Source organism: Desulfatibacillum aliphaticivorans DSM 15576 (assembly GCF_000429905.1).
GTDB lineage: Bacteria > Desulfobacterota > Desulfobacteria > Desulfobacterales > Desulfatibacillaceae > Desulfatibacillum > Desulfatibacillum aliphaticivorans.
Genome location: NZ_AUCT01000045.1, coordinates 1 through 24,465, shown reverse-complemented (window position 1 = coordinate 24,465; position 24,465 = coordinate 1). Strand labels below are relative to the sequence as shown.

The 24,465-nt window shown below is 55.9% G+C and carries 29 protein-coding genes and 1 pseudogene; 29 read left to right on the top strand and 1 reads right to left on the bottom strand.

Features of this window, described 5'->3' with window-relative positions:
• Positions 1–252 precede the first annotated feature (252 nt).
• The 29 genes from G491_RS35695 (at position 253) to G491_RS0125360 (ending at position 24,034) form a co-directional block, all read left to right on the top strand.
• The gene (locus tag G491_RS35695) at positions 253–423 is read left to right on the top strand and encodes a hypothetical protein (protein WP_015948701.1); all 171 of its coding nucleotides are present in this window, start codon (positions 253–255) and stop codon (positions 421–423) included.
• Positions 395–610: a hypothetical protein gene (locus tag G491_RS0125505; protein ID WP_015948702.1), complete on the top strand. Its 216-nt coding sequence runs from the start codon at positions 395–397 to the stop codon at positions 608–610. Before G491_RS35695 ends, G491_RS0125505 begins: the two co-directional genes overlap by 29 nt.
• A 3-nt stretch (positions 611–613) precedes the next feature.
• Positions 614–1,945: a terminase large subunit domain-containing protein gene (locus tag G491_RS0125500; protein ID WP_035220166.1), complete on the top strand. Its 1,332-nt coding sequence runs from the start codon at positions 614–616 to the stop codon at positions 1,943–1,945.
• 35 nt (positions 1,946–1,980) lie between these two features.
• Positions 1,981–3,912 carry a portal protein gene (locus G491_RS0125495; protein ID WP_157468575.1) on the top strand — a complete coding sequence of 644 codons (1,932 nt, stop codon included), beginning with the start codon at positions 1,981–1,983 and terminating at the stop codon, positions 3,910–3,912.
• Positions 3,869–4,261 (top strand): hypothetical protein, encoded by a 393-nt coding sequence (locus G491_RS0125490; protein WP_028316553.1) that lies wholly within the window; start codon positions 3,869–3,871, stop codon positions 4,259–4,261. The genes G491_RS0125495 and G491_RS0125490 overlap by 44 nt, the downstream gene beginning before the upstream one ends.
• 73 nt (positions 4,262–4,334) lie before the next feature.
• Positions 4,335–5,048 carry a hypothetical protein gene (locus G491_RS0125485; protein ID WP_028316552.1) on the top strand — a complete coding sequence of 238 codons (714 nt, stop codon included), beginning with the start codon at positions 4,335–4,337 and terminating at the stop codon, positions 5,046–5,048.
• 3 nt (positions 5,049–5,051) lie between these two features.
• Positions 5,052–5,996 (top strand): N4-gp56 family major capsid protein, encoded by a 945-nt coding sequence (locus G491_RS34645; RefSeq protein WP_015948707.1) that lies wholly within the window; start codon positions 5,052–5,054, stop codon positions 5,994–5,996.
• A gap of 51 nt (positions 5,997–6,047) precedes the next feature.
• Complete coding sequence (locus G491_RS0125475) at positions 6,048–6,461, top strand: hypothetical protein (protein WP_028316551.1); 414 nt, start codon at positions 6,048–6,050, stop codon at positions 6,459–6,461.
• Positions 6,462–6,518: 57 nt separating this feature from the next.
• Complete coding sequence (locus tag G491_RS0125470; protein WP_015948709.1) at positions 6,519–6,821, top strand: hypothetical protein; 303 nt, start codon at positions 6,519–6,521, stop codon at positions 6,819–6,821.
• A gap of 28 nt (positions 6,822–6,849) precedes the next feature.
• On the top strand, positions 6,850–7,491 hold the full coding sequence (locus G491_RS0125465; RefSeq protein WP_028316550.1) for a hypothetical protein: 642 nt from the start codon (positions 6,850–6,852) through the stop codon (positions 7,489–7,491).
• 27 nt (positions 7,492–7,518) lie between these two features.
• Positions 7,519–8,313: a tail fiber protein gene (locus G491_RS34640; RefSeq protein ID WP_051327521.1), complete on the top strand. Its 795-nt coding sequence runs from the start codon at positions 7,519–7,521 to the stop codon at positions 8,311–8,313.
• Positions 8,314–8,321: 8 nt separating this feature from the next.
• The gene (locus G491_RS0125455) at positions 8,322–9,935 is read left to right on the top strand and encodes a hypothetical protein (protein ID WP_028316549.1); all 1,614 of its coding nucleotides are present in this window, start codon (positions 8,322–8,324) and stop codon (positions 9,933–9,935) included.
• Positions 9,932–10,198 carry a hypothetical protein gene (locus G491_RS0125450; protein WP_028316548.1) on the top strand — a complete coding sequence of 89 codons (267 nt, stop codon included), beginning with the start codon at positions 9,932–9,934 and terminating at the stop codon, positions 10,196–10,198. The genes G491_RS0125455 and G491_RS0125450 overlap by 4 nt, the downstream gene beginning before the upstream one ends.
• The gene (locus tag G491_RS0125445; RefSeq protein WP_015948714.1) at positions 10,165–10,635 is read left to right on the top strand and encodes a GNAT family N-acetyltransferase; all 471 of its coding nucleotides are present in this window, start codon (positions 10,165–10,167) and stop codon (positions 10,633–10,635) included. Before G491_RS0125450 ends, G491_RS0125445 begins: the two co-directional genes overlap by 34 nt.
• Before the next feature lie 3 nt (positions 10,636–10,638).
• The gene (locus G491_RS0125440) at positions 10,639–11,418 is read left to right on the top strand and encodes a hypothetical protein (protein WP_028316547.1); all 780 of its coding nucleotides are present in this window, start codon (positions 10,639–10,641) and stop codon (positions 11,416–11,418) included.
• 19 nt (positions 11,419–11,437) lie between these two features.
• A complete protein-coding gene (locus tag G491_RS0125435) occupies positions 11,438–11,662 on the top strand; it encodes a hypothetical protein (protein ID WP_028316546.1) in 225 nt (74 codons plus the stop codon).
• Between the two features lie 12 nt (positions 11,663–11,674).
• On the top strand, positions 11,675–12,124 hold the full coding sequence (locus tag G491_RS0125430) for a 3TM-type holin (RefSeq protein ID WP_015948717.1): 450 nt from the start codon (positions 11,675–11,677) through the stop codon (positions 12,122–12,124).
• A gap of 250 nt (positions 12,125–12,374) precedes the next feature.
• Positions 12,375–13,163 carry a putative zinc-binding metallopeptidase gene (locus G491_RS0125420; protein ID WP_028316544.1) on the top strand — a complete coding sequence of 263 codons (789 nt, stop codon included), beginning with the start codon at positions 12,375–12,377 and terminating at the stop codon, positions 13,161–13,163.
• A 96-nt stretch (positions 13,164–13,259) separates the two neighbouring features.
• A complete protein-coding gene (gene mltG / locus G491_RS0125415; protein WP_028316543.1) occupies positions 13,260–14,282 on the top strand; it encodes an endolytic transglycosylase MltG in 1,023 nt (340 codons plus the stop codon).
• Between the two features lie 438 nt (positions 14,283–14,720).
• On the top strand, positions 14,721–15,707 hold the full coding sequence (locus G491_RS0125405; RefSeq protein ID WP_035220163.1) for a glycoside hydrolase family 3 N-terminal domain-containing protein: 987 nt from the start codon (positions 14,721–14,723) through the stop codon (positions 15,705–15,707).
• A 70-nt stretch (positions 15,708–15,777) separates the two neighbouring features.
• A complete protein-coding gene (locus G491_RS0125400; protein WP_028316540.1) occupies positions 15,778–16,653 on the top strand; it encodes a nitroreductase family protein in 876 nt (291 codons plus the stop codon).
• Between the two features lie 29 nt (positions 16,654–16,682).
• Positions 16,683–17,192, top strand: a complete 510-nt coding sequence (locus tag G491_RS34635; RefSeq protein ID WP_051327520.1) for a zf-TFIIB domain-containing protein — start codon at positions 16,683–16,685, stop codon at positions 17,190–17,192.
• A 126-nt stretch (positions 17,193–17,318) separates the two neighbouring features.
• Positions 17,319–18,512, top strand: coding sequence for an ArsA family ATPase (locus G491_RS0125390; RefSeq protein ID WP_028316539.1), 1,194 nt, complete (start codon positions 17,319–17,321; stop codon positions 18,510–18,512).
• Complete coding sequence (locus G491_RS0125385; protein WP_015948725.1) at positions 18,505–18,720, top strand: hypothetical protein; 216 nt, start codon at positions 18,505–18,507, stop codon at positions 18,718–18,720. The genes G491_RS0125390 and G491_RS0125385 overlap by 8 nt, the downstream gene beginning before the upstream one ends.
• 59 nt (positions 18,721–18,779) lie before the next feature.
• The gene (locus tag G491_RS32500) at positions 18,780–19,640 is read left to right on the top strand and encodes an HDOD domain-containing protein (RefSeq protein ID WP_015948726.1); all 861 of its coding nucleotides are present in this window, start codon (positions 18,780–18,782) and stop codon (positions 19,638–19,640) included.
• A 3-nt stretch (positions 19,641–19,643) separates the two neighbouring features.
• Positions 19,644–20,828: a glycoside hydrolase family protein gene (locus tag G491_RS0125375; protein ID WP_028316538.1), complete on the top strand. Its 1,185-nt coding sequence runs from the start codon at positions 19,644–19,646 to the stop codon at positions 20,826–20,828.
• 65 nt (positions 20,829–20,893) lie between these two features.
• The gene (locus G491_RS0125370; RefSeq protein ID WP_028316537.1) at positions 20,894–21,514 is read left to right on the top strand and encodes a DUF3592 domain-containing protein; all 621 of its coding nucleotides are present in this window, start codon (positions 20,894–20,896) and stop codon (positions 21,512–21,514) included.
• Between the two features lie 340 nt (positions 21,515–21,854).
• On the top strand, positions 21,855–22,922 hold the full coding sequence (locus tag G491_RS0125365) for a LuxR C-terminal-related transcriptional regulator (RefSeq protein ID WP_169829522.1): 1,068 nt from the start codon (positions 21,855–21,857) through the stop codon (positions 22,920–22,922).
• Positions 22,919–24,034 carry a helix-turn-helix transcriptional regulator gene (locus G491_RS0125360; protein WP_028316535.1) on the top strand — a complete coding sequence of 372 codons (1,116 nt, stop codon included), beginning with the start codon at positions 22,919–22,921 and terminating at the stop codon, positions 24,032–24,034. The genes G491_RS0125365 and G491_RS0125360 overlap by 4 nt, the downstream gene beginning before the upstream one ends.
• Positions 24,035–24,208: 174 nt before the next feature.
• Here G491_RS0125360 and G491_RS36805 read toward each other — a convergent pair.
• Positions 24,209–24,465, bottom strand: a pseudogene (locus tag G491_RS36805) (IS66 family transposase); the annotation flags it as partial.

Sequence of the window (24,465 nt, the reverse complement as noted above, 5' to 3'; positions counted from 1 at the left end):
TCATTATAATTTCTATGGAGATTATCACTTATTAGACTACACCTTGCTTTGCAGGTCAAGCCCATAGTCTTTACTGACACAATTATAAGTTTTTCCCCATGAGAAACCTGTCAATAGTTTTAACTGGGCCTGCATCGCCCCCTTCTGTCCATACCTGTGCATAGACCGAACCCGGCCGAAACCCGTGATATGCTTTTAGCCATTCGAGGGGCGCCTCCCTTTGTTTTGACCCTCTTTTCAAAGGAGAAGATCATGGAATGGGAAGATTTGTTTGACGAATACGGCTACGGAGACGACCCGGACGGCGTGTTGGGGGAGCCGCGTTCTCTTAACGGAGGCGGATTTTTTGAAGAACTGGACGAAGACTGGTTTTTAGGCGTTCCGGGAGAAAACAATGAGCCCTCAGTCTCAATCCAGTCTTGAGCAGGAGCTGACGCAGGAGGTTGTCCTTCAATACCTGGAGGACGCCCGGGAAGGCGCCATGGAGGCCAAACAGTATTCCACGGCGATCCGGGCGGCTGAATTGATGGGCAAGCATTTGGGAATGTTCGGGAAAAAGGAAGAACAGCCAGGGCCAATGGAGATCCGGTGGGCCGGAGAGGATTTATAGGGAATGCAAGAAACAGCGCCAAATATAAATGCTGATCCGCAAGGGTTTCACAGCGTGACGATTCCCTATCGCCCTCGCCGGCATCAATGGGAGATTCATCAGAACAAAAAGCGATTCTCCGTTTTGGTTTGCCACCGCAGGTTCGGAAAAACCGTGGCCGCCGTCAACGAGCTCGTCATGAAAGCCTGCCAAAACCCCCTGCCTGCACCCAGGTACGCCTACATCGCCCCATTGTACAAGCAGGCCAAGAGCGTGGTTTGGGACTACCTGAAGAAGTTTGCAGGCGCCATAAACGGAACGACTTTTCACGAAACCGAACTGCGGTGCGACCTCCCTAACGGCGCCCGCATCACCCTTTTGGGCGCGGACAACCCCGACCGCCTCAGGGGAATCTATCTGGACGGCGCCGTTCTGGACGAAATGGCCCAAATGCCCGAACGGGTCTGGGGCGAGATCATACGCCCCGCCCTATCCGACCGGCTAGGCTGGGCCATGTTTATCGGCACCCCCCGCGGGCACAACGCTTTTTACGACCTGTATCAGTTCGCCAGAAGCGACCCGGATTGGTTTTGCGCCATGTATCGGGCTTCGGAAACCGGCATTGTTGGGCGGGATGAGTTGGACGCCGCAAAAAAGGAGATGACGCCCGAACAGTATGAGCAGGAGTTCGAGTGCAGCTTTTCCGCCGCCATAGTAGGCGCCTATTACGGGCCTTTGATCGCTCAGGCTGAAAAGGAAGGCCGCATCGTTACCCTGCCCGTGGAGCGCGCTCTCCCCGTCCATACAGCCTGGGACCTGGGCATGAGCGACTCCACCGCAGTGTGGTTTTTTCAGGTTTCGCCCGGCGGAGAAATCCGGGTGGTGGATTACCTGGAGGACGCCGGTCAGGGGCTGGATTATTACGTGCGAGCCCTTCGGGAGCGCGATTATCTGTACGGAACCCACCTGGCGCCCCACGACATCCGGGTGCGGGAATTGGGGACGGGAAAAAGCCGCCTGGAATCGGCCAAAAGCCTGGGCGTGTCATTTTCCGTAGCGCCCAACCTGCCCCTGGCCGACGGCATAAACGCAGCCCGTTTGATCATCCCCCGTTGCTGGTTCGACCAGCATAAGTGCGCCAAAGGCCTGGAAGCCCTTCGCCAATACAGGCGGGTTTACAACGAACGCACAGCCTGCTTTGGGGCCATCCCCCATCACGACTGGACCAGCCACGCCGCCGACGCATTTCGTTACCTGGCCGTGGGATTGGACCTCTGCCAGCGGGAGTCCCTGGGCATGACCGCCTCTCAGGCCTGCCGAATGTATCAGCAATACGCCCCGCCCATGGGCGTTTGATTTTCATCGGAACCCTTCACCCCCTTGAGGAATCCATGAACGAAAACGACATCAAAAAGGATTTTACCCAGGCTTACGAGCGCGCTCACGCCTATTGGGCGCCTTTCCTGTCCGAAGCCAATACCGACCTCTCCGTCATGCTGGGCGACCAGTGGGACGCCTCGGCCAAACGCTACCTGGAAAAACAGCGCCGGAGCGCTCTGGTGTTCAACAAGGTCCGGCGGGTGGTCAAGCTGATTGAGGGATATCAGCGGAAAAACCGGCTGGCCCTCAAGGTGGATCCCGTGGAAGGATCGGACCAGGCCACGGCCTCCCAGCTTTCCGCCCTGTGCCAATGGCAGATGCAGTCCTGTAACGCCTATCACGTCATGTCGGACGCCTTTTCCGCGGGCGCCCTTAAAACCGGCGTCAACCTGGTCAATCTTTTTGTGGATTATTCCCGCGATCCCCTGAACGGGGACATCAAGATCAAGCGGGCGCCCCACAACCGGTTTTTGCTGGACCCGGCTTTTTCCGAGCGCGACTTGTCGGATTGCAATTACATCTGCCGCCGGGAGCTTTTGACCAAGGACGCCGTCCGATCCATTTTGCCGGCCGGCAAGCGGCATTTGATAGACAACATCAGCCCAAGGGGCGTTGCGGACGGCAAGTATGAATACGGCGCCCTGGCCCGCAATCCCGCCGGGGACAACCTGCTCCGGTACGACGAATTCTGGACGCGCACCCACAAGCCCCTCACCATCCTTATGGATCCCGCCGCGGGCCTAAGCCTGCCATGGAAAGGGGACGCTCAGACCCTGGAGCGCCTCCTTTCCGCCCACCCCGGGCTGAAGATTTTTGAAACCATGCGCCGCAGCGTGGAGCTGGCCGTGTTCGTGGAAGACCAGCTTATTCACCAGGGGCCGGAACCGGGCGGGCTGGAGGATTTTCCTTTCGTTCCGGTGCTGGGATTTTTCGAGCCGGAATACGACCAGGCGAGCTGGAAGCTCCAGGGGATCGTCCGGTGCATGCGCGATCCCCAGACCGAGGTGAACAAACGGCGCTCCAAGATGCTGGACATCATCGACTCCCAAATTTCCACAGGCTGGAAAGCCCGGGAAAACAGCGTGGTCAATCCGGAAGCCCTGTACCAAAGCGGCCAGGGCCAGGTGGTCTGGATGAAAGGCGACATGGATCAGGCCCAGCGTATGCTGCCTCCGGACATTCCCGCGGGCCTCATGCAGCTTTCGGAAATCCTGGACAAGGACATCATGGAGATCCCCGGGGCCAATTCCGAGCTCTTCGGCATGGCCGAGAGCGACCACATGCAGATTGCCGGCATCCTGGCCAAAATGCGGCAGGCCGCCGGGCTGACCATTTTGCAAGACATCTTCGACAATTATCGTTTGGCAAAAAAACTGGTGGGCCAAAAGCTCATCAAGCTCATCCAGGCCAACTACACCCCGCAGAAAGTTTCCCGGATTTTGGGCCAGCCCCCGACCCGGGAGTTTTTCACCGGAGACTTCGGCAAATACGACGCCATTCCCGTGGAAGGGGTTTTATCCGACTCCCAGCGGCAAATGTATTTCGCCCAGCTTGTCAGCCTCAAGCAAATGGGCGCGCCCATTCCCTGGAAAGCCGTCCTGGACGCCGCGCCCATCGAGGACAAAGGCCGTCTGCAAGCCATGTTGGCTGAGGAGGAAAAGGCCAGAGCCTCCCAGGCCCAGGGCCAATCCGCCCTCATGCGTTTGCAGAAAGACCTGGCCAGAGCCAAGATGCGCAGCGATCTGGCAGGAGCGGCCCAAAAGCAGACCCAGGCCATGAAGAACCTGGCCGCCGAAACCGGGGAACGGGTCCGCACCGCCCGGGAGATCGCCCAAATGGACCGCGGCGCCCTGCGCCAGGCCATGCCCGTCATTCGAAAAATGCAAAAGGAGCCCAACCATGCCGGAGATCATCGTCAAGCAGCCCAGCCTGTTCTCCCCTGACGCCACCCTGCTCATGGGCGACGCCCGGGCCATGATGGGCCGGGAGGTCATGGACCGGATTCGCAAGGTGGTGGATTCCAATCAGGGCAAAAAGGCCTATTACCTGTTGGTCGCCAGCCGTCAGGATCCTACGGACGAAAAGCGCATTCGCACCACTATCGTGCTTTCCGGCGTCCAACCTCCCAAGATGCTGGGGACCATGTGCTTCCACGTCGACAACCAAAAAGGCCGGGCAAAACGGCTCTGGGTCCTGCCTCTGGACCGCCCCAGCGTCATCAAGGCCCCGCCGGCCGAGTTGGTCCCTGAAATTGCAGCCGCAGCCAGACGATTGCCCATTATTCACGGTTAAACCTGAAAATGTAAATTTTTCACTTTACTGAGTTTTTGAGAGACGTCCCCTAAATGGGGAAAAGGAGAAATCCATGGAAAACGTGCAAACGAACACGGGCGCAGAAAACCTTCCCGCCGCCGGGGAAGCAATCAATCAGACCGGGGTTGACGCCCCGGAGGCTGCAGCCGGAGCTTTGCCGCAGCATGCAGGACGGGAAGCCTCTCAGGAGACGAAAACCGTGCCTTTGTCCGTGGTTCAAAGCGTGCGCGAGGAATTGAAGAACGCCCGCGACCAGGCCGCATTGTACCGCAGGCAGTTGGATCTGGTGCGCAATCATCCGGCGTCCAAGCCGGAAGTCCTGGACGGCATGGCCGAAGACGCCCCGCTGACCGTGGGGGAGGCCAGAAAAGCCCTGCAGGGCCAGGCGCATCAAATCGAGGCCCTGGCTTCCCAGCTTTCCTTCGCCGTGGCCAATCCCGGCTTCGCCAAGACCATCAAGGAACATTTACCCCAGGTGCTTAAAAGCAACCCCGGCCTCATGGACGTGATCCGCTACAGCGGCAATCCCTTGGCCGCAGCCTATTCCATCGCCAGCCTGTCGCCCTCCATCCAGGGCGGCGCCCAGGGGGACGTCGCTTCCCAGATGCAACGCATCCTGGCCAATTCCGAAAAGCCGGGATCGGCCAGCGCCGCAGCAGGCGGGTCGGGCATATCCGCAGCCAGCCGCATCGCCAAGATGAGCGATGCGGAGTTCTCCGCGTACAAGGAGCGGGTTAAGGCCGGAAAAATCAAAATCGGAGGTTAAACCATGCCAGACAATCTGACCACCACCACGCAGGTGGACCCCGCAGTCAGCCTGTTTTACGACAAGGTGCTTTTGGATGCAGCCAAGCCGGAGCTGGTGCACGAGCTTTTCGCCCAGAACAGGCCCCTGCCCCAAAAAAGCGGAAACACCATCAAGTTTCGGAGGTACTCCAACCTGTCCACCGCGGTCACGCCCCTGACCGAAGGAATTACGCCCCCCGGCCAGAAGCTCTCCAAGACCGATCTTTCGGCCAGCATTTCGTGGTACGGCGATTTTGTGCACATCACGGACGTGGTGGACCAGACCGTGGAGGACGAGGAATGGACCATTGCCGGCGAAAAGCTGGGTTTCCAGGCCGGCCAGACCCGGGACGAAATCGTCCGGGACATCATCGCCTCCTGCGCCAGCGCCACGGACGCCTCCAAGGGAAGCAACGGCTCGACCCCTACGGAAGTTACCAAGGGCGACATCGACGGCATTGTGAAGATTCTCCTTGGCTATAACGCCAAGATGATCGCCCCCAGGGTGGACGCCGGCCAGGGCGTGGGCACCTCGCCGGTGCGCCGCGCGTATTGGGGGATCATGCATACGGATCTTGTGGATGACCTGGAAAATGTGGACGGCTTCAAGTCCACGGTGGAATACGGGTCCCAGGATTCGGTCATGGACGCGGAATGGGGCGCCACGGGCAATGTGCGGTGGCTCATGACGTCCGAGGCTTACAAGGTTTCGGGCAGCCCGGACCAGTATTACCTGCCCATCATGGCCAAGGACGGCCTGGGCGTTTCCGACCTGGAAGGCTCCCTTAAGAACGTCCGCAAGGGTTTTGGCGCAGGAGGCTCGGACGATCCCCTGGACCAGCGCGCCACTTCCGGCTGGAAAATGGCCTTTGTCGCCCGGATTCTCAACGATGAGTTCATCCACATTCTCAAGGCCACTCATTCCTGATAACCCCGCCGGCTTACGGCGTCCATCCCCTATCACGGAGGCAAGACGACCATGCATGAATCCGTCATTGTAAAATTTCAGGCTGACGGCAATCCCTGCAATCTGGAGCTTGGTTTTGTTCCCGACTTTGCGGAGATTTACAACCTGAACGCAACCTACGGCTCTCCTTTTAAAATCGAGTGGAGTCCGCTTTTCGGCGAAGGCCAGGAGATTTGGCATAACCGCATCGCAGATAACACAACCACCGGCGCCTCATCCATCTATTTCAAGAACAGCGGCGGCTACATCTCTGCGTACCAGGGACTGGCCTACGATCCGGGAACGGAAAACGACGACTCTGATCCGGCAGGCGCCCGGGGATTTTCCGGGATTACCATCGCCGCCGGGTTTATGAGCGACGACGACGCCATCCTGGTGAAAGCGCTCAGAAGCCTGCGCCTGGAAGACTTGGGCGACATCGGCTGATAACCCCTTAAAAACGCCCGGGGCTTCGTCCCCGGGCTGAATATGGAGAATGCAATCATGGCAAAGACGAGCAAAGATCAAAGTCCGGACCTCGGCCCCCTGGTGCGCGTCCAGTTTATGAACAACGAAAACCGCGGCGTGGACGTTTCGTTCAACTACCAGGGCGCGCATTTCGGCCCCCTGGAGGACGGCAAGGAATACGACCTGCCCGAAAAAGTGGTGCAACACCTGAACAGCCTGTCCACCCCTCGCATGGAATACCGCTCCGATCCGGCCACCGGCCAGATGAAGTCCGTCAACATCGGCTCGGTGCACCGGTTTTCCTGCCATCCGGTTTCCGTCCCCCAGGCGGCCGTATAACCGCTGAAGACGCAAAAGGACTTACGCCATGGAATGGAACCTATCCCAAATCAAGGCCAAGGTGCGAAAACTCACGGGCAGGCCCGACGCCGGGCAGCTTTCGGAAGAGGATTTGCTGCAGGCCGTCAACCAATACTATGTGAACATGCTTCCCCAGGAGGCGAACGTGCTGGAAATGCAAGCCTGGCGCGAGATCAGCCTCACATCCTCCGACGACGGAGAGTACAGCCTGGAAGCATCCGATCTGGCCCTGGCGGCCCCCTTCACCGTCACGGATCAGGACGGCGCGGTTTTCCCCCTGGACCGCTTTACGGACCCGGCCTTGTTCTTCCGGCGCTATCCCGAATCCGAAACGCTACGCGCCCGGCCCGAGGCCTGCCTTATTTACGGCCGAACCCTGTATGTCCGCCCTTTGCCGGACGGCGCATACACCCTTAAGGCCGCCTCTGTAGCAGCGCCCATGCCCCTGGAGGCTGACGCTGATCTTCCCCGGGATTCCAAATGGGGGCCGTTGATCGCTTACGGAGCGGCCATGGAGATTCTTCAGGAAAACGGCGAGGATTCAGAGGCGGCCAGCCTGCGCGGCGCTTATGCGTTTCATCTGAACTCCATAGTCCGCAAGCAGCTCCGGCAGATCCCCTTGGAAAAAAGGGCGGCGCCCGGCTTTTAATCCCGCCAAACCCAACAGGAGGAAACAATGACAACCTGGGACGCATCATTTGAAACCATACCGGCCGACAGCGACAATATCAGCGCCGGCGCCGGGGTGATCCGGACTTTGAAGTCCGCAGTCCGGGAGCGCATGGCCAAGGACCATTACATGGCGCTGGACGGCGAGGACGGAGATCATGGAGAGCACGGCAAGGTGACTTTTCACCAGCCCCTGGCCTCCAACCCTTCCACCGGGGAGGACAAAGGGGTTTTATACACCATGGACGTGGACGACACCGCCGAGCTTCACTGGAAGGATGAGGGAGGCAATGTGCTGACGCTCACCGCCCAAGGAGCCATCAATTACACCCCGGACGAAAGCCTGATCAATCCCACGGGCTCTGTGGTGGCTTTCATGGGAGCCTCGGCGCCCTCCGGCTGGCTGGAATGCAGCGGCGCCGCCGTCTCCCGCACTACCTACGAAAACCTGTTCAGCGTCATTTCCACCATGTACGGCGTGGGAGACGGCTCCACCACGTTCAATTTGCCCGATCTTCGCGGATATTTTTTGCGCGGCTGGAGCCACGGGTCGGGAAAAGATCCGGACGCCGGGTCCCGCACCGACCGGGGCGACGGAACCTGCGGGGACTACGTAGGCACCAGGCAGGAGGACGAATTTGCCAGCCACACCCACTACGACGATGAGGATTTGCTCACATTCGACGGCGGCGGCCCCGTGGGCAGCAATTCGAGCGGCATGAGCGCCGTTTTGCCCGGCTCGGTCGGCGGCGCCGAAACCCGTCCGAAAAACGTGGCGGTTATGTACATCATCAAAACGTGAGGTTTGCCATGCAATCCTACCAGCCCTTTTTAATCGCGGATTTTTCCACCGGCCTGGAGCTCGGCAAAGAGCCCTGGCTGCTTCCCAAAGACGCATTCACCACCATGAACGACGCCCTCATCCATCGGGGCGTTTTGGAAAAGCGGAAGGGCTACGCCCCCTTTGCGTCCACGGGCCAGGGCCTTGCCATTACAGGCATTTTTCACCTGAAGGACGCCCAGGGCGCCAGGATTCAACTGGTCGCGGATCAATCCTATCTTTACGAAAGCGACAGCTCAGGCCTGACCCAGGTTAGCCATTCCCAGCGAGGCGCCAATCCGGTCTGGACCGGTTCGGAATCCAGCTTCATCCATTGGGCCAACTGGCAGGGCAAAGTGTTCATGACCAACAACCAGCCCGTCCTGGGGGAGACGACCGCCGGGGACGGAACCGGCCTGGACGGCATTCAGGTCTATGACGGCTCGGTTTTTGAGGCCTTGCGTCCGGACCTTTCCGGCTCGGGCGACTATGTGGACCAGTGCGCACTCATTATGGTGCATAAGGAGCGGCTGATTGTGTTTTCCACCCTGGAAAACGGCGCCATGCATCTGCAGCGCGCCCGATGGTGCAAGCCGGGAGACCCGGACGACTGGACCAACGACGGGTTTGTGGACGCGCCCACCGGGGAAATGATCCGGGGCGCGGCCTATATCCGGGACGAAATCGCAGTCTGGTTCGAGCAGTCCGTCTGGCTGCTGCGTTACACCGGGGACGCGGATCTGCCGTTCCGGTGGGAAAAGGTTTCTTCCGTGGACGGCTGCGACGCGCCTTTTTCCACGGCTTCTTTCCAAGATAAAAGCCTGGCCTTGGGCAAGGCTGGCCCCGTGCTCACGGACGGCCTGGACGCCTGCCGGGTGGACGAAAAAATCCCCAATCTGGCCTTGGGTTTTGACAAGGACCACATGGACGTCTGCTTCGGCATGGTTCTGGAGGATCAAAGCCAGTACTGGCTTTTGTACCCCTTTGCGGGCAGCGAGTCGGCGGACCGGGTGTTGGTCCTGAATTACGACAACTGGACCTGGAGCATCTACAACCTGGCCTTTAATTGCCTGGGCTACCACACTCTGGATCAAAGCATTATCTGGCTGGCCTCCCCGGCCGACCCGGTTAAGGACATGTCCGGCGTCTCCTGGAGCGCCTGCTCGGAAAAATGGGTGAGCAACACGGCGCAGGCCGGATACCCCTTGGTCCTGGCCGGAGACAGGGAGGGCGGAGTGTTTCAGGTGAACCACACCGCCTCGGACGGAGACGGCGAAGCCATCGGCTTTGAAGTGGTTTCGGGACGGTGGAATCCGTATCGGGAGCAGGGCGTGAAAGCCCGCCTGGGCCGGGTGGATTTTCTATTGGAGACGGGCTCGAACCAGACATTGAACGTGGACTTTTTCAAAGACGCCTCCCAGACCGCCTATCTCACGCGCCAGCTATCCTTTGACCGGGAGGGCGAAAAAGCCTGGGTTCGCTTGTATTCAGGGGCGACCGGCGCTTTTCACCGGATTCGCCTTTACCAAAACGCAGCAGGCCAGAACATCCGCATTCACGCCATTACGCCCTGGTTCAAGCCTGCGGGGAGGGTCGTATCATGAAGGTTCCGCCCAACTGCGACCTGCCGGTGTACAGCGATCAAACGGATATGACCGGCTTTTTCCGCTCGTTCACCCGCAGGCTGAAAAGCATTCTGGAAGAACTGGCCCAGGCCGTGAACGCCAATGACGCGCGGGCTTCTCTGAGCGCGTCCTCGGGAGACGGCGCCGTCAAGATGGCGGGCGCCGGAGACGGGGAGAACACCGGCTGGATAGAAATCGAGGAGAACAAATGGATACCTTATTGGAGCAATCCCAACCCGTAACCGGCAGGGGCAAAGGTACGGGGCTCCGGTACATTCCCGTGCCGGATTTTTCCCTGGTTCCCCGCCGGCTAATAGAACAGGTCAAGCCCCGGCAGTGCAGCCCGGATCAGCTTTACAGCCTGGGCCCCATGATCTGCAAAAATCCCTTCAACCTGCTGGGCGTGTTTGCGCCCATGGATCAAGGATCTCCGGCTTTCGGCCAGATCAAGGGCTTTTTATGGGCTTCAATCAACCCTCTGGACCGGAAAATCCACGTGCACATCCTGAGCGTGGACCCGGAGTACCAGGGCAAAGGCATTATCGAGGAAGCCGGGAACATCCTGGAGAAAATCCGAGCCCGGCAAAAGCTCAAGGGCATTGTATTTAAAACCACGCGGCCCAAGGCCATGGAGAAAATGGGCTTTAAGCGGTCGGAAACCATACTCATGGAGGCATGAAAAATGGGAGATTTCGGAGATTTTCTATTCGGCGCCACGGATGACGCCAAATATCTGGGCAATGTGGACACGCTGCTGCCGGTCCAGAAAAGCAACCTGATCAATCTGAACCAGCTCCTCGCCGGCCAACTGGGCCAGGGCGTGGAATCCTACGGCGGTCAAATCAGTGCGGGAGTCAGCCCTTTGCAGCAACAGGGATTCGACCTGGTGAACCAATTGATCCAGGGGGAAGGCGCTTACGGCCAGGGCCAAAACGCCTTGTCCGCGTTGTTGGGGGATTTTGACGAGACCGGCGTCAGGGAAGCCTGGGAGGCCTCGGTCAAAGACCCCATGATCCAAAACTGGCAGGACGAAATCCTTCCTGAAATTCAGGAGCACTACATCGCCGCCAACGCAGGATCCTCCGGCGCTGCAACCCGGGCCATAACCGACAGCGGCCAGGATCTGGCCGTGGATTTGGCTTCCAGCTTGTCCGAAAGCATGTACTCGGCCGAGCAGTCCCATTTGGACAGGCAGGCGTCCTCCCTGCCCCTGGCTTTGGACTACGCCCAGGCGCCCATTGACTTGGCTATGACCGCCGGGCAAACCCAGCGGGACATCAGCGGGGAGCAGTTGCTGGAGGAATACCAGAAGTGGGCCTACGAGCAGCCTTATAACAACCCCTGGCTTTCCTATTTGAACCTGGGCCTGAACACCTCCGCGTTTGAGCCCATTGTCCAGGGGACATCGTACCAGCCCGGGGCTTTGAATTCCCTGACCAATTTGATTTCGCTTTTCACCTAAAGGCGCGGGAGAGGCTGTCATGAACGGATTTGACATGATCGACAGGGATTACTGGATCAATAAAATGAGTCCGGAGCAGCGGGACTGGACCATGTACGAGTATTTGAACGCCATCCATGCCAGGCTGGCCGCCTTGGAAAGCCGAAAATGGATGCACCGGACCCTGAGCTTTGCCGGCGGAATTTTGGGCGGGGCAGGGGTGGTGGTCATCTACTGGCAGTTCTTCCGGGATCTGGTCCTGTAGAAGGAGGCCGACATGAGCATTTTATCCAAAGTGGCCGGGCTGGGAATCGGGGAGATCGCCTCGGGCCTGGGGGACCTGGCCAAGGATATCCGGGCGGCCGTAACCGGCGAATTGTCCCAGGAGGACAAGGCCAGGGTGGAGCAAAAGCTCCTGGACCTCCAGGGAATCGCCCAGGAAACGGGGGCGCGGCTTTTCGAGGTTCAGGGGGATATCGTCAAGGCCGAAGCTCAGGGCGAAAGCTGGCTTCAGCGTAACTGGAGGCCCATTCTCATGATGTCCATCGTGGCCATTGTGGTGAACAACTACCTGCTGGTTCCCTACGGTCAGATTTTTTTTCCCGGCAGCGTCAAGGTTTTGGAGCTTCCTCCGGCATTGTGGGAGTTGATGAAAATCGGCGTGGGCGGGTACGTGGTAGGCCGCACCGGCGAGAAAATGATCAAGGAATGGAAGAACAACAAATAGCCTGTAAGGGCCAAGAAGGGAGGCGCTTTTCATGTTGACTATCGGAGTTGGATTGGTTTGTCTGGCAGCCGGATTTGCCGCCGGCGCCCTGGTGTTCCGCAATAACAAGGCCTATCTGGACAAGGTGGAGAAATCCATCAGGTCTTGATTCCGTTTTCCGACAAGGAAAAATGGCCTAGGATTTCATTCATAACCGGTTTTGACCCGGGTCCGGATTTGCGGTACAAAGGGAGCCAGACGGGAGGTGTGCATGTTGGGCTCACAAGGAATTCGGATCTGGGCGCCGGTCCTGGCGGTTTTGCTGTTGTTCATGGCCGGTTCTGCCTTTAGCGACGAAAGAGGCGATGCGGACGCGGAAATTGAGTTCATGGCCAGGGCCTATGGAGTGCGCGTGCATTACGGGTATTCCTACGAAGGGTTTTTTCCCAAGGCGTGGCGCGACAAACCCGGCTACGTCCACGGCCGCCAGGCCAGCCTGAAGCAAGTGCTGAACGCCCTTCCCGTCATCCAGGAATTCCTGGCCGCCTATCCTTCTGAGGTCGTCTCCGGCAGCCTCACCGACGTGTTTTTATTGGGCCGCCTGGAAATGATGGGCCACCCCATAGGCGGAACCTACGGGCCGTCCTGGCTGTACGTGATGGTTTCGCCTCATCTCAGCGAAAAGACCGTGCTTTCCACCCTGCACCACGAGTTTTCCAGCATCCTCATGCGCAAGCATCCCTTTCCCGCCAGGGAATGGGAGCAGGCCAACAAGCCGGGCTGGGAATACGCAGGCGGCAGCCGGAATATGATCGAGGAGATCGTCTCCCAGGGCGAGGATCACCAGCCTTTGAGCGCGGACTTGTTTGCCCGCGGCTTTTTGACCAGCTATGGGCAAAGCTGCGTAGAGGACGATTTTAACATTTACGCCTCCTGGCTGTTCACCCGGCGTCAGGAGTTAAACGCCCTTGCCGAGCAATACCCCCGCATCCGCAAAAAGCGCGACCTGTGCGTTAGGTTTTACCAATCCCTCAGCCCGGAGTTTAATTTTGATGGATAAGCGCCGTTGTGAAGACGCTTGGATGTATTTGCCTAATGGGCTTGAATGATGATAAGAACAAGCTCCGGGTCGAGGCGTATTGGGGAACAGGATCGCATGGACATCAAAGGGTTTGCCAAAAAAACCGCCATTGTCGTTATCCTGCTATGTTTGGCGGGCGTTGCGGGCGTCGTGGCTTTCAGCATGAAGATGGCGAATTACGCCAACACGCCCCTGGATCCCCAAGGGCTGGAGCGAACCTTTGAGGTCTCCCGGGGCAAGGGGCTTTCGGCCGTGGCCCACGATCTGGAAGAACAAGGGCTGGCCTCCCACCCCGCTTGGTTTAAACTCCTGGCCCGCATTCAAAAGACGGACTCCAAAATTCACGCAGGGGAATACATTCTGTCTCCGGACATGACTCCCCTTGAAATCCTAAATGTTTTGGTTAAGGGCCGGACCATCCTGTACCGGCTTACTATTCCCGAGGGCGTGACCATGGTTCAGATTGCCGCTTTGGCCGCCCAGGCTGGCTTCGGGCCGGAGGAGGAGTTTCTGGAAAAGGCGTCGGACCCGGTTTTCGCCGCGTCCCTGGGCGTGGAGCAGGAAACCCTGGAGGGCTATCTTTTTCCCGACACCTATTATTTTAACAAAAGCGCTTCTCCGGAAAAGGTCATAACAACCATGGTCCAGCGCTTCCACACGGTTTTTAAGCCGGAATGGGAAGACCGCGCCGAAGAGCTTGGCATGACCATCCACCAGGTGGTCACCCTGGCCTCCATCATAGAAAAGGAAACCAGCGTCCCGGAAGAAAGAGCCCTGATTAGCTCCGTGAATCACAACCGCCTGAAAAAGGGGATCAAGCTCCAGAGCGATCCCACGGTGATTTACGGCATCAGGGATTTTGACGGCAACATCACCCGCAAGCATTTGCAGACCCCGACTCCATACAATACCTACACCAACAAGGGGCTTCCGCCGGGGCCCATCGCCAGCCCGGGCGAGGCGGCGCTGTACGCGGCCTTGTATCCGGCGGAGACCGACTACTTGTTTTTTGTGGCAAAGGGCGACGGCGGGCACCAGTTTTCCACCAATTTGCGGGACCACAACCGGGCTGTGAGGAAATACCAGTTGAGACGGTGATGCGGAGCCCTTTTGAATGCGGCAATAGATGCTTGGGAACTCAACTTTCTGGAATCAGGTATTGGGTGCGCCATCAAGGGGATTGTGGCAGTCGATGTAGATTTTAACGCCAAAGGCGATTCCCAAAAAACTCCCTCCCCCTTGACGGGGGAGGGTTGGGGTGGGGGTGACTTGGTCATTTCCATATTTGTCCAAGGGGCGAGGAGATCTCGCAACTAGAGCGAGGAGACCTCGCAACTACCCCCCCATCCTGTCCTTCCCCCGCCAGGGGGGAAGGGACGAAGCCTCCCGGGCTTTGGTTTAATTTGTCATCCGCGCCGCTTACTCACTTGCCCGGCTTCATTTTTTTTGAGCCATGCAATTTGAGTTAAACGGCCTTTTTCAAGGAGCCTCTAACCTTATTTGTTACGACAACATTTAATCAAACGGAAACCATCCATGAATATTGAGGATCTTGCCGGCCAACGGCTTATGGTCGGATATGACGGAACCACCCTGAACGACCAACTGAGGGAATACATCCGGGAATACCGGGTGGGCGGGCTGATTTTTTTCGCCCGAAATCTGATTGAGCCCAAACAGATCGAGCAGCTTTGCCGCGATTCCCAGGCTTATGCAAAAGATCAGGGCCTGCCGCCTTTGCTCATCGCCGTGGACCAGGAGGGCGGACCCGTGGCGCGGCTAAAGCCGCCGTACACGCAATTTGCGGGCAATCCCGGCATCAAGTCCGAAGAGGACGCCAAGGAATACGCCCGGGTTATGGCCAAAGAGCTGCTGGAGGCGGGATTCAACATGAACATGGCGCCGGTCATGGACGTGGTTCCTCCGGATTTTGACAGCATCATGATCGGCCGGGCCTTTGAAGGCGGGCCGGACGAGGTCGCCCGGCTGGGAGGCTATGTCATCCAATATTTGCAGGAATACGGCGTTCTGGCCGTGGCCAAGCATTTTCCCGGAATCGGCCGCACCACTCTGGATTCCCATTTGGAGCTGCCCTACTCCCACGCGCCCCGCGCCCAGCTTGAGGCTGAGGACCTGGTTCCTTTTCGGGAAGCCGTCAGAAAGCAGGCGAGCGGGGTCATGTTCTCTCATATTCTGTATACGGACCTGGATCCGGACTGGCCGGCCAGCATTTCCCCGGCCGTCGTCTCCCTGCTGCGGGATGATATGGGGTATGAGGGCGTGATTATGACCGACGACCTGGACATGGGGGCCGTGGCCAAGCAATTTCCTATTGAAACTGTCGTAGAGCAGTTCATGCGGTCGGGCTCGGATTTGGCCTTGATTTGCCACCCCGGCCCCAACATAAAAACGGCTTTTAATATTATTCGCAAGGGCCTGGAATCGGACTCGACCCTGTTGGAAATGGGCCGGGCTTCCGTGCAACGGATGCTGGCCGCCAAACAGGGGATTGGACTGCCTTGACCCGCCTGGTATTGCCATTTCGCGAATAACGCGATACCATAGGGGGCATCATCGTTATTGGGAGATTTTTATGATTGAAATTCGCAGGCTGGAAGACAAATGCAATCACTGCATGATGTGCGTGCGGGAATGCACTTCCGGAGTGTTTCGGAATGTGGACGGAAAATGCATGGTGGTGGACCCTCTGGCCTGCAATTTGTGCAGCCATTGCGCGGCTATCTGCCCGCAAAACGCCATTGTGCACAGCGGCCTGGATCAAACCCAGATTGCGGCGGCCAAGGCCAAGCTGATCGACCCCGAGGTGTATGCGGAGATCGCACGCACCCGGCGGAGCGTTCGGGCGTACAAGGACAAGCCCGTGCCCCGGGACGTCCTGGAGAAAATCCTGGATCTCGCCAAGTATTCCCCCACGGCCAGCAACACCCAGAACGTGGAGTACACCGTGGTGGGGGACCGGGCGCTGATCAAAAGCATCGCGGACCGGATTTTTTCCTACGGCGCCCGTTTCGCCGATTGGACTCAAACCCGGAAGGGAAAGCTGGCTTTCGGCGCTCTGAACCTTGTCGCGCCCAAGGCGAATTTGGGCCGCTATGTGGAGGGCATGGATTATTACAAGGAGCAGGCCGCCAGCGGCAAGGATCTGATTTTGCACAACGCCCCGGCCCTTATGCTGATTCACGCTCCGGCCAAGGCGCCTTTCGCCTGCGACAACTGCAACATAGCCGCGGCCAATATCACGAATTACGCCCACGCCCTGGGCCTGGGGACCTGCTACATAGGCTTTTTAACCCTGACCCTGAAACTGAACAAGGGCATGCGCCGGGAGCTTGGCATTCCCCAAGGCAATAAGGTTTTTGTCAGCCTGGTCATGGGCTGGCCGGAATATAAGTTCAAACGCGTCACCGCAAGAAAAGAACCCTCGGTAACCTGGATAGGAGCGGATTGACAGCTTTTTAATCCCCAAGGAGGCAGCATATGAAGTGTCCGGCATGTGGACGGGAGCTTACGGAAATGACGGCGGGCGATGTTAAGGTGGACGCCTGCCAAAACGGTTGCGGCGGCATTTGGTTCGACCGGTTTGAATTGAAAAAGCTGGCGGATCCCAGGGAGTCGGACGGGGAAAGCCTGCTTGAGTTGAACCGCGACCCGGAAGTTTCGGTGGATCTGGAGGCGCGGAAAAAATGTCCGGCTTGTGCAGACATGGTGATGATGCGCCATTTTTTCAGCCCGAAAAAGGCCGTGGAAGTGGAGGAGTGCCCCCAATGCGGCGGCCACTGGCTGGATTGCGGAGAGCTGGGTGAAATCCGCAGTTGGAAACTCTCGGACAAGGAGCGCTTTGAGGCCACCCAGGAGTATTTTTCCGAGATATTCGACAATCAACTGGCCCAGCTGGAAAAAGCCAGAAAGGTGGAAGCGGAAAAAATAAGTAATATCACAAGAATATTCCGTTTTATTACCCCCAGTTGGTACCTGAAGCGAAAATAGCCCGGCTCCTAAAATAGACCTGAACCGTCTTGGAGTGGTATCCTGATTCTGTGCTGTTTGATTTTCAGGGATGCGAGCTTTCTCTCGCAATAAAATACGATATCCCTGAAATCATGGGAGATATTTGTGAGAATCATATTTTTTGCAGGGAAAGGGGGCGTTGGGAAAACCAGCGTTTCCGCCGCCACCGGCATTCGGTCCGCCATGGCGGGCAAGCGCACCGTTGTCATGTCTTTGGATACGGCCCACAGCCTTTCGGACGTGTTCGACCTGGACCAAAGCCTTTTGGAGCAGCACAAGGGCGCCCCGGTGAAAGTCGGAGAAAACCTCTGGATTCAGGAAGTGGACATCCAGGAGGAAATCAAGAAAAACTGGGAGAACATTTACGAGTACATAGCCGAAGTCCTGGAAACCACGGGCGTGGAGGGCATCATGGCCGAGGAGTTAGCCATTTTGCCGGGCATGGAGGAATTGAGCCTCCTCATGCACATCAACCGGTATGTCAAAGAAAACGAGTATGACGTTATCATCCTGGATTCCGCGCCCACCGGAGAGTCCATCCGGTTCATAAGCATTCCCACGGTCCTGGATTGGTATATGAAGAAGATCTTCAAGATCCAGCGCACCTTTGTCAAATACGTCCGGCCCGTGGCGAAAAAAGTGATGGACATCCCCCTGCCTGACGACGACTATTACAAGGCGATAAAGGGGTTGTTCGACCGGCTCGAAGGGGTGGACAAGGTTCTGGAGGACCCGGAAATCACCACGGTCCGGCTGGTTTGCAACCCGGAAAAAATCGTTTTAAAGGAAACCCAGCGGGGCTTCATGTATTTTTCGCTTTATAAAATGCATGTGGACGCCATAATCATGAACCGGGTGCTTCCCGAATCCGTAACCGATGCGTATTTCGCCAAATGGAAGGAAAAACAGGCCGAATACGTAGAGCATGCCCGGGAGCTTTTTGCGCCGGTTCCTATTTTTCCCGTGGACCTGTTTGCGGGGGAGGTGCTTGGCTATGAGGCGTTGGGCGACCTGGCGGAAAAGGTGTACGGAGAAAAAGATCCGCTCACGCGTTTTTACGATTCCAAGCCCTATCAGTTGACCAAGGAGGGCGATAAATACAAGGTTAGCTTTTATTTGCCCTTTTTGGATAAAGGAAACGTGGATATCAACCGATCGGAAGATGAGCTAATCGTCCGGTTAGGCAGTTTTAAGAGGCATGTTTTGCTCCCCAGGCACGTGGCCGACAAGAGCGTGGTTCGGGCCAAGGTGGAGGATCAAAACCTTTGCGTCTATTTTGAGGACGAAGAAAATGGCTGAAAACCGGGGTTCCCTGGCAATCGGAATGGCCTTTTTGCTTCGCAGGAAGCTGGAGGCCGAGTTCAGGCGCTTTCGCAAGGAGTACACCGCGTCCCGCATTGAGTTTTGGAAGAAGCACCAAAAGCGGGTGGAAAAACGCATTGAAGAACTGGAAGCCGAACTGCCTCGCAAACCCAAAAAGAAGATTCAAAAGGTGGAGATAGACTGATCGCCTTTTAAAACGGATTATATCCTCTCATTTTATAAAGACGCCTTCAGGGGTTTATTATGACCAATAAAAAAGCCATCCTTAAAAGCATTAGCAGCATGAAGCCCCTTTCCGCCAGCGCCACCAGGCTCATGACCATTGTCTCGGACCCGGATCACAGTATCGCGGAGATCGTGGCGGTGGTGCGCAATGACGCCGTGCTTACGGGCAATGTTTTGCGTCTGGTCAACAGTGCGGCCTTTGGGCTTGCCGTAAGAATAGAAACCGTGGAGCGCGCCGTATCCTACGTGGGCGGCAATATGGTGGCCGGCATCGCCATGGGATTGTGCGTGCCTCATGTTTTTAACGATCCCCTGGAGGGCTATAACTCCGAACGGGGCGCCTTGTGGAGGCACAGCCTGCGCACCGCCATTGCAGCCAGGGAAATCGCCCGGACAGCGCGTCAGGGCGCCAGCCCCCCCATAGCCTATACCGCAGGCATTATGCACGATATCGGCAAAGGCGTGATTTCCGCCCATTTGGCGGGGCATGGCGAGGAGTTGGAAGCCGCCGCCAAAGCCCACGAACCGCCGGACTTCCTGGCTGCGGAAATGGAAATCACCGGAACCACCCACTGCGAGGTGGGGGAAGCCCTTGCCAACCACTGGAACCTGCCCGATCCCCTGGCCCAGGTGGTCACGCATCACCACCATCCGGCCAACGCCGATCCGGAATATAAATCCTTGGTTTACGCCGTGCATCTGGCGGATTACGCCGTCATGCTGGGAGGCACGGGCACGGGGACCGACACCCTGCTTTACGGCCTGGACGAAGATTATATGGACCATTCTCCGGTGACGCCCGCCCAGTTGGAAGGGATCATCCGGGACAGCGAGCAGGAGCTGGAAAAAGCTGCGGAAGCTCTCATAGGGAACGGGTAAGCCATGCCCCTGCGTTTGGCTGCATCCATTCTGTTCTGCCTTCTCCTGGGACTCGCGTGCCCCCAGCGAGCGCCTGCAGGAGACCCCGCCTCCGGCCGCGGCGAGGTGAACGTCCATAATCTTAAATCGTCCATCAGGGATTCCTACGCCCTGGCCCGGACGTGGTTTTTAGGCAGCCTCCAATCCGACAACACCTTTGTATACCTTTACGATCCCATCCGGCGGCAATACGCCCAGACAAACAACGCCATCCGCCAGCTTATGGCTTCCCGCCTGATGGCCGAGCTGGCCGCCTCGGACCCGGATCTCATGACCGCTCACAAGAACAACCTGAGCCATATCTTCACCCATTGGTACAGGGAGGAGGATGGCAAAGGCTATATCTATTTTAACGATAAAGCCTCCCTGGGCGCCAGCGGGATAGCTTTGCGCGTTTTGGCCGCCAGCCCTTACGTCCTTCAAAAGGACGGCGAAGCGCGCTATCATAGAAAAGCAATACGATTGGTGCGGGGAATCCAGGCGCTTATGGCCGGGGACGGCTCGTTCAAGGCGTTTTTCATCGAACCGCCCGAAGATGAAATGATGGATGAGGACTATCTCCTTTCCTATTACTCCGGCGAAGCCATCCTGGGGCTGGTGGAGCACTACCGGCGGTTCAAGGACCCCCTTGCCCTGGAATTGGCGGTCAAAGCCCAGGAGCATTACCTGGGAGAGTACGTGGACCGCATGGCCGATAATTACCGGCCTTTTTACGTGCCCTGGCACACCATGTCCCTGAGCGCGCTTTATGAAATCAACCCGGACCCTCGATACGCCCGAGCGATTTTCGTTCTGAACGACCAGTTGCTGAAAATCCAGGATACGGACAAATATCCCGGCCGGTTCGCCGCCTCCGGCGGAAAAGCCCATTCCGCCTCGGACGGGGTATACACGGAATCCCTGGCCTACGCCCTGGAAATGGCCCGGAAGGTAGGCGACAAGGAGCATGAAGCCAAATACCTGAAAGCCATCGACCTTGCGGTCGCCAATCTCGTCTCCCTCCAATACACCAATGAGCATTCCTCCCTGTTTGTGGGCGATCCCAAAGTGGCCGGCGCCATTCGCATTCGCTCCAAAACCCTGACCATCCGCATTGACTGCGTACAGCACGCCATGGACGCCTATCGTAAATTGCTGGAAATTTTATAGAATCTGTGCTAAATTCATCCAACCTGTTTATAATACAAGGGATAATATATTGAAAGGGCCGGGGGATGACCTTAGCAATAGCAATTTTCGGGTTGGTGGTTCTTGTTTTGGTTTTATGGGCGTTTTTGGCGGCGCCCGCCGGAACCTCTTTGCCGGAAGCGGCCGGGAAAAACCGTCAAAGCATTTCCTCCAAAGCGGTTAACTTATGGCTGGCGATTATTGTGCTTTTCTTTTTCGCGGCGGCCTTATCATTCGCCGCGCATTCCGCCTATTTCATCCTTTCCGGCGAAAAAACGGAAGGCCGTGTCGTTGACCTGGTAAAGAGCGGAGACAGCCCGGCTTTGCATCCCGTCTTCACCTACCTGGACCAATCCCGCATTGAGCGCACCGTCACATCCAAATATTCCAACTCCGGATATGAAATCGGAGACGCCGTCCCTGTGCGGTATTTGCCGGCCTCCTCGGAAAAAGCCCGCATAGACAATTTTACGAACCAGTGGGCGAGTTCGCTGATATTCCTAATAGGAGGGGCGCTCATGCTCGGTTTTTTAATAGGCTATTCCTGGATTAGGGAAAGAAAAATAATTTACTTTAGAGAGTTGGGCGTCGTGGGTGCGGCGGTGCTGGTTTTGCTGGCGTCGATTTTTTTGGCCTCTTACGCCCTGGCTGCTACTTGTCCCCGATAGCCCCTAAAATCCTCATTTTCTAATCAGCCCTTATAACCAATTTTTTAACCCTTGAGTTTGCGCTCCCGTCTTGCAGCCTTTCTATACTCATTAGGTAGCAAAATATACTTGAATTTTTGGTGAGATAGACATATTGTCAGTTCACACAAACTGAAAAGCGAAGTGGATGCATAGGTGTGATAAGGAGAGTATAATCTGTTTCGACTCAAGTCCACTTGTATCATTTCCCTGATATTACGTGCAAAAATTTTCCCAACACAGGAAGAGTTCGGGATCAAATATGAGGTCTGGGACACTAAATACGAAAACTGCTGATGCGAGCATTGAGCTTAGCTCAAGATTGAATGAAATCAATGATTACGGCGATCTGCATAATGTGGTTGAGTATACTTTAAAAAGGTATTTTCATATAGACTGGGTTGCCGTCTATTCCGCCATCAATGATACGCTTGCATCTGCCGCGACCAATGAAGCTCTGCCCTTTAATTGGGGGGAATTATATAGGGAAATTGAGGCAATAGATAAGTTCAGTCACTACGTCCTTACCGTGCCCATTGGTTATCCGGCTGTATACGAAGAGGTCTCTCATTTGTTCGATGAGGAAATGGAGTATTGCTTAGAATTTGCAGACAAACATTGCCAGACCCGTCAGTTCATGGTCGCCCCCTTGTATTATGAGAACGGAAACCTGGTGTCCATGGGGATGTACCGAACCGATAAAAATAAACCATTTTTGAAGGAAGAGCGGGAATTGATTCAGGCCTTAAGTCCCCTCTTGGTTAACGCTGCCAACTCCATAAGGATGTACCAGGAATATGGTTTGAAGCGGGTTGCTTTAGACCGATTGACTCAGTCTGAAAATCTTCATTTTGCTGTACTGGATGGTAAACTGGGGCTGGTGGAACTTCCTCTTTCGACCTTGAGTTTTCTTCGGGATGTTTATGCGGATCCTTTTATAGAAAGGATTCCTTCGCCCATTGAGTATTGGATAAAAAAAACAATCGCTCCTGCCGGGCGCCTCCTGCCAAATACCGGTCCCTGGAATTTAGCACAAAGCCTCCCGGGCGGCGACTTGCACAGCTATGCCTATGTGGTTCAGGATGATCGTAAAAGGCCGATGCTGTTAATAAAGTTTGAACTTCATGGGGCAACAGAAGATTTTTCAATTCTCCAAAGCGCCGGATTTACTCCCAGGGAAACAGAAACCCTATCATACCTTCCTCTGGGTTACTCCAATCAGCAGATTGCCATGGCCATGGGAATTACTCATGAGGGAGTAAAAAAGCACCTCCGAAATGTTGCCAGGAAATTTGATGTCGAAAGAAAAACCGAAGTGCTTTTTCAGGCCATGCAATTGAAAAAGCAATTAGAGTATATGAGGTTGGAGTCCAGTCCGGGGGGGGGATGAAATCCGATTTCAGACTTAGAGAGCAAATTGCAAGGGCAGTATTGGAAGTTAGTTGCGGAGTTAATACTGTCGATGATATTTTCAACATTCCCGATATGTTGGAAGCAATCATCAAGAAATATCTTCCTATGTGCTGGATGGGCCTTTATGTTTTTTCTGGTGATATTCCTAAAAATGTTACAACCAATCCATCTTTGCCGTTTAACTGGGATCAACTGTATTACTCCATTAGCGATAAGGATAAGTTGTTGAAGCAAACCCTTGCTTCTCCCATTGGTGTGTACAGTATGTATAATGAGTCTCTAAGCCCCATGGATGAAGATGATTATTATTGCAGGGAGTTCGTATTAAAGCACACTCAAACGTATCATTGCATGAGCACCAGGTTGATGGGAGGAGGCGAAAGGGGAGTCGGACTCGGCGTTTATCGAACCGATAAAAAATTGGAGTTTACGGAAACCGACAAAATTTTTATGGAGCGCCTTTCCCCTGTTCTGGCCTCAGCGGCAAACGGATATCTTTTGTTCCAGGAGAACGGTTATAAAAGAGCCGCCCTGGATTGGTTGGTAAGGTCGGAAAAACTCAACTATGCGATTCTTTCCAATCGACTTTCTATTATTGAACTCCCTTTAACGGCGTTAAATTTTCTGAGGCGTGTTTTTCAGGATTGCTTTATTGAGCGTCTTCCTCAACCCATTGAGCAATGGATCCAATCTAAAATTGCGCCCGGCGGACATTTAAAGCACAACACTGGCCCATGGAGTATGAGGCTGAGTCTTGCCGGTGGAAACCTTTTGTGCCATGCATATGTTGTCCAGGATGACCTTAAAAAGCCTGTACTCCTGATAAAATTCGAACTTCATGGGGAGACGGAAGATTTTTCGATTCTGCAAAAGGCAGGGTTCACGCCTCGTGAGACTGAGGCTTTATCTTATATTCCCCTGGGCTATTCCAATCAACAGATCGCCATGGCTATGGATATCAGCGCTGACGGTGTAAAAAAGCATCTTAGGAATATTGCGAGAAAACTTAATGCTGAAAGAAAGGCGGAAGTGCTTTTTCAGGCGATGCAACTGAAAAAGCAAGTGGAGTATCTGGCATCGATTGGATAGTTTACAGATTTTCGCCTCTATATCGACACCTATTCACCAAAGGTACCTTTTTGGGTACTTGTATCCAGAGACAAATTTGATATTAGCAATCCAAAACAACGGGAATTACCTATTGAATAAAAGGGGATATAATCGCTATGAAAGAAAGAAATTTTGTAAGCCTTCAGGGGGTAGTTAGCCCGGGTTACTGATCCATGCAAGGTCTGTGGGTTGGTTTTTCAGGAAGTCGGAGATAATTTGGACGAGTCTGGGATACACAGGAAGGCCGTGCATTCTTAAGGTATGTTTGAGGCTGAGGATGCGTTCCACCCAGCGGTCGCCTTTTTCGCTTTGGGTTCCCAGGCTCCGTTTGCGCCAGATCACCCCGTAACGCAAGGCCCTTTCCGCCCGGTTGTTGGTAGGGTCAACGCCCGGCTCGGACAGGCAAAGCC

What these genes read in the sequence shown, in the direction of transcription:
- G491_RS35695 (WP_015948701.1), top strand. Translation starts at nt 253, where the DNA reads ATGGAATGGGAAGATTTGTTTGACGAATACGGCTACGGAGACGACCCG.
- G491_RS0125505 (WP_015948702.1), top strand. Translation starts at nt 395, where the DNA reads ATGAGCCCTCAGTCTCAATCCAGTCTTGAGCAGGAGCTGACGCAGGAG.
- G491_RS0125500 (WP_035220166.1), top strand. Translation starts at nt 614, where the DNA reads ATGCAAGAAACAGCGCCAAATATAAATGCTGATCCGCAAGGGTTTCAC.
- G491_RS0125495 (WP_157468575.1), top strand. Translation starts at nt 1,981, where the DNA reads ATGAACGAAAACGACATCAAAAAGGATTTTACCCAGGCTTACGAGCGC.
- G491_RS0125490 (WP_028316553.1), top strand. Translation starts at nt 3,869, where the DNA reads ATGCCGGAGATCATCGTCAAGCAGCCCAGCCTGTTCTCCCCTGACGCC.
- G491_RS0125485 (WP_028316552.1), top strand. Translation starts at nt 4,335, where the DNA reads ATGGAAAACGTGCAAACGAACACGGGCGCAGAAAACCTTCCCGCCGCC.
- G491_RS34645 (WP_015948707.1), top strand. Translation starts at nt 5,052, where the DNA reads ATGCCAGACAATCTGACCACCACCACGCAGGTGGACCCCGCAGTCAGC.
- G491_RS0125475 (WP_028316551.1), top strand. Translation starts at nt 6,048, where the DNA reads ATGCATGAATCCGTCATTGTAAAATTTCAGGCTGACGGCAATCCCTGC.
- G491_RS0125470 (WP_015948709.1), top strand. Translation starts at nt 6,519, where the DNA reads ATGGCAAAGACGAGCAAAGATCAAAGTCCGGACCTCGGCCCCCTGGTG.
- G491_RS0125465 (WP_028316550.1), top strand. Translation starts at nt 6,850, where the DNA reads ATGGAATGGAACCTATCCCAAATCAAGGCCAAGGTGCGAAAACTCACG.
- G491_RS34640 (WP_051327521.1), top strand. Translation starts at nt 7,519, where the DNA reads ATGACAACCTGGGACGCATCATTTGAAACCATACCGGCCGACAGCGAC.
- G491_RS0125455 (WP_028316549.1), top strand. Translation starts at nt 8,322, where the DNA reads ATGCAATCCTACCAGCCCTTTTTAATCGCGGATTTTTCCACCGGCCTG.
- G491_RS0125450 (WP_028316548.1), top strand. Translation starts at nt 9,932, where the DNA reads ATGAAGGTTCCGCCCAACTGCGACCTGCCGGTGTACAGCGATCAAACG.
- G491_RS0125445 (WP_015948714.1), top strand. Translation starts at nt 10,165, where the DNA reads ATGGATACCTTATTGGAGCAATCCCAACCCGTAACCGGCAGGGGCAAA.
- G491_RS0125440 (WP_028316547.1), top strand. Translation starts at nt 10,639, where the DNA reads ATGGGAGATTTCGGAGATTTTCTATTCGGCGCCACGGATGACGCCAAA.
- G491_RS0125435 (WP_028316546.1), top strand. Translation starts at nt 11,438, where the DNA reads ATGAACGGATTTGACATGATCGACAGGGATTACTGGATCAATAAAATG.
- G491_RS0125430 (WP_015948717.1), top strand. Translation starts at nt 11,675, where the DNA reads ATGAGCATTTTATCCAAAGTGGCCGGGCTGGGAATCGGGGAGATCGCC.
- G491_RS0125420 (WP_028316544.1), top strand. Translation starts at nt 12,375, where the DNA reads ATGTTGGGCTCACAAGGAATTCGGATCTGGGCGCCGGTCCTGGCGGTT.
- mltG (WP_028316543.1), top strand. Translation starts at nt 13,260, where the DNA reads ATGGACATCAAAGGGTTTGCCAAAAAAACCGCCATTGTCGTTATCCTG.
- G491_RS0125405 (WP_035220163.1), top strand. Translation starts at nt 14,721, where the DNA reads ATGAATATTGAGGATCTTGCCGGCCAACGGCTTATGGTCGGATATGAC.
- G491_RS0125400 (WP_028316540.1), top strand. Translation starts at nt 15,778, where the DNA reads ATGATTGAAATTCGCAGGCTGGAAGACAAATGCAATCACTGCATGATG.
- G491_RS34635 (WP_051327520.1), top strand. Translation starts at nt 16,683, where the DNA reads ATGAAGTGTCCGGCATGTGGACGGGAGCTTACGGAAATGACGGCGGGC.
- G491_RS0125385 (WP_015948725.1), top strand. Translation starts at nt 18,505, where the DNA reads ATGGCTGAAAACCGGGGTTCCCTGGCAATCGGAATGGCCTTTTTGCTT.
- G491_RS32500 (WP_015948726.1), top strand. Translation starts at nt 18,780, where the DNA reads ATGACCAATAAAAAAGCCATCCTTAAAAGCATTAGCAGCATGAAGCCC.
- G491_RS0125375 (WP_028316538.1), top strand. Translation starts at nt 19,644, where the DNA reads ATGCCCCTGCGTTTGGCTGCATCCATTCTGTTCTGCCTTCTCCTGGGA.
- G491_RS0125370 (WP_028316537.1), top strand. Translation starts at nt 20,894, where the DNA reads ATGACCTTAGCAATAGCAATTTTCGGGTTGGTGGTTCTTGTTTTGGTT.
- G491_RS0125360 (WP_028316535.1), top strand. Translation starts at nt 22,919, where the DNA reads ATGAAATCCGATTTCAGACTTAGAGAGCAAATTGCAAGGGCAGTATTG.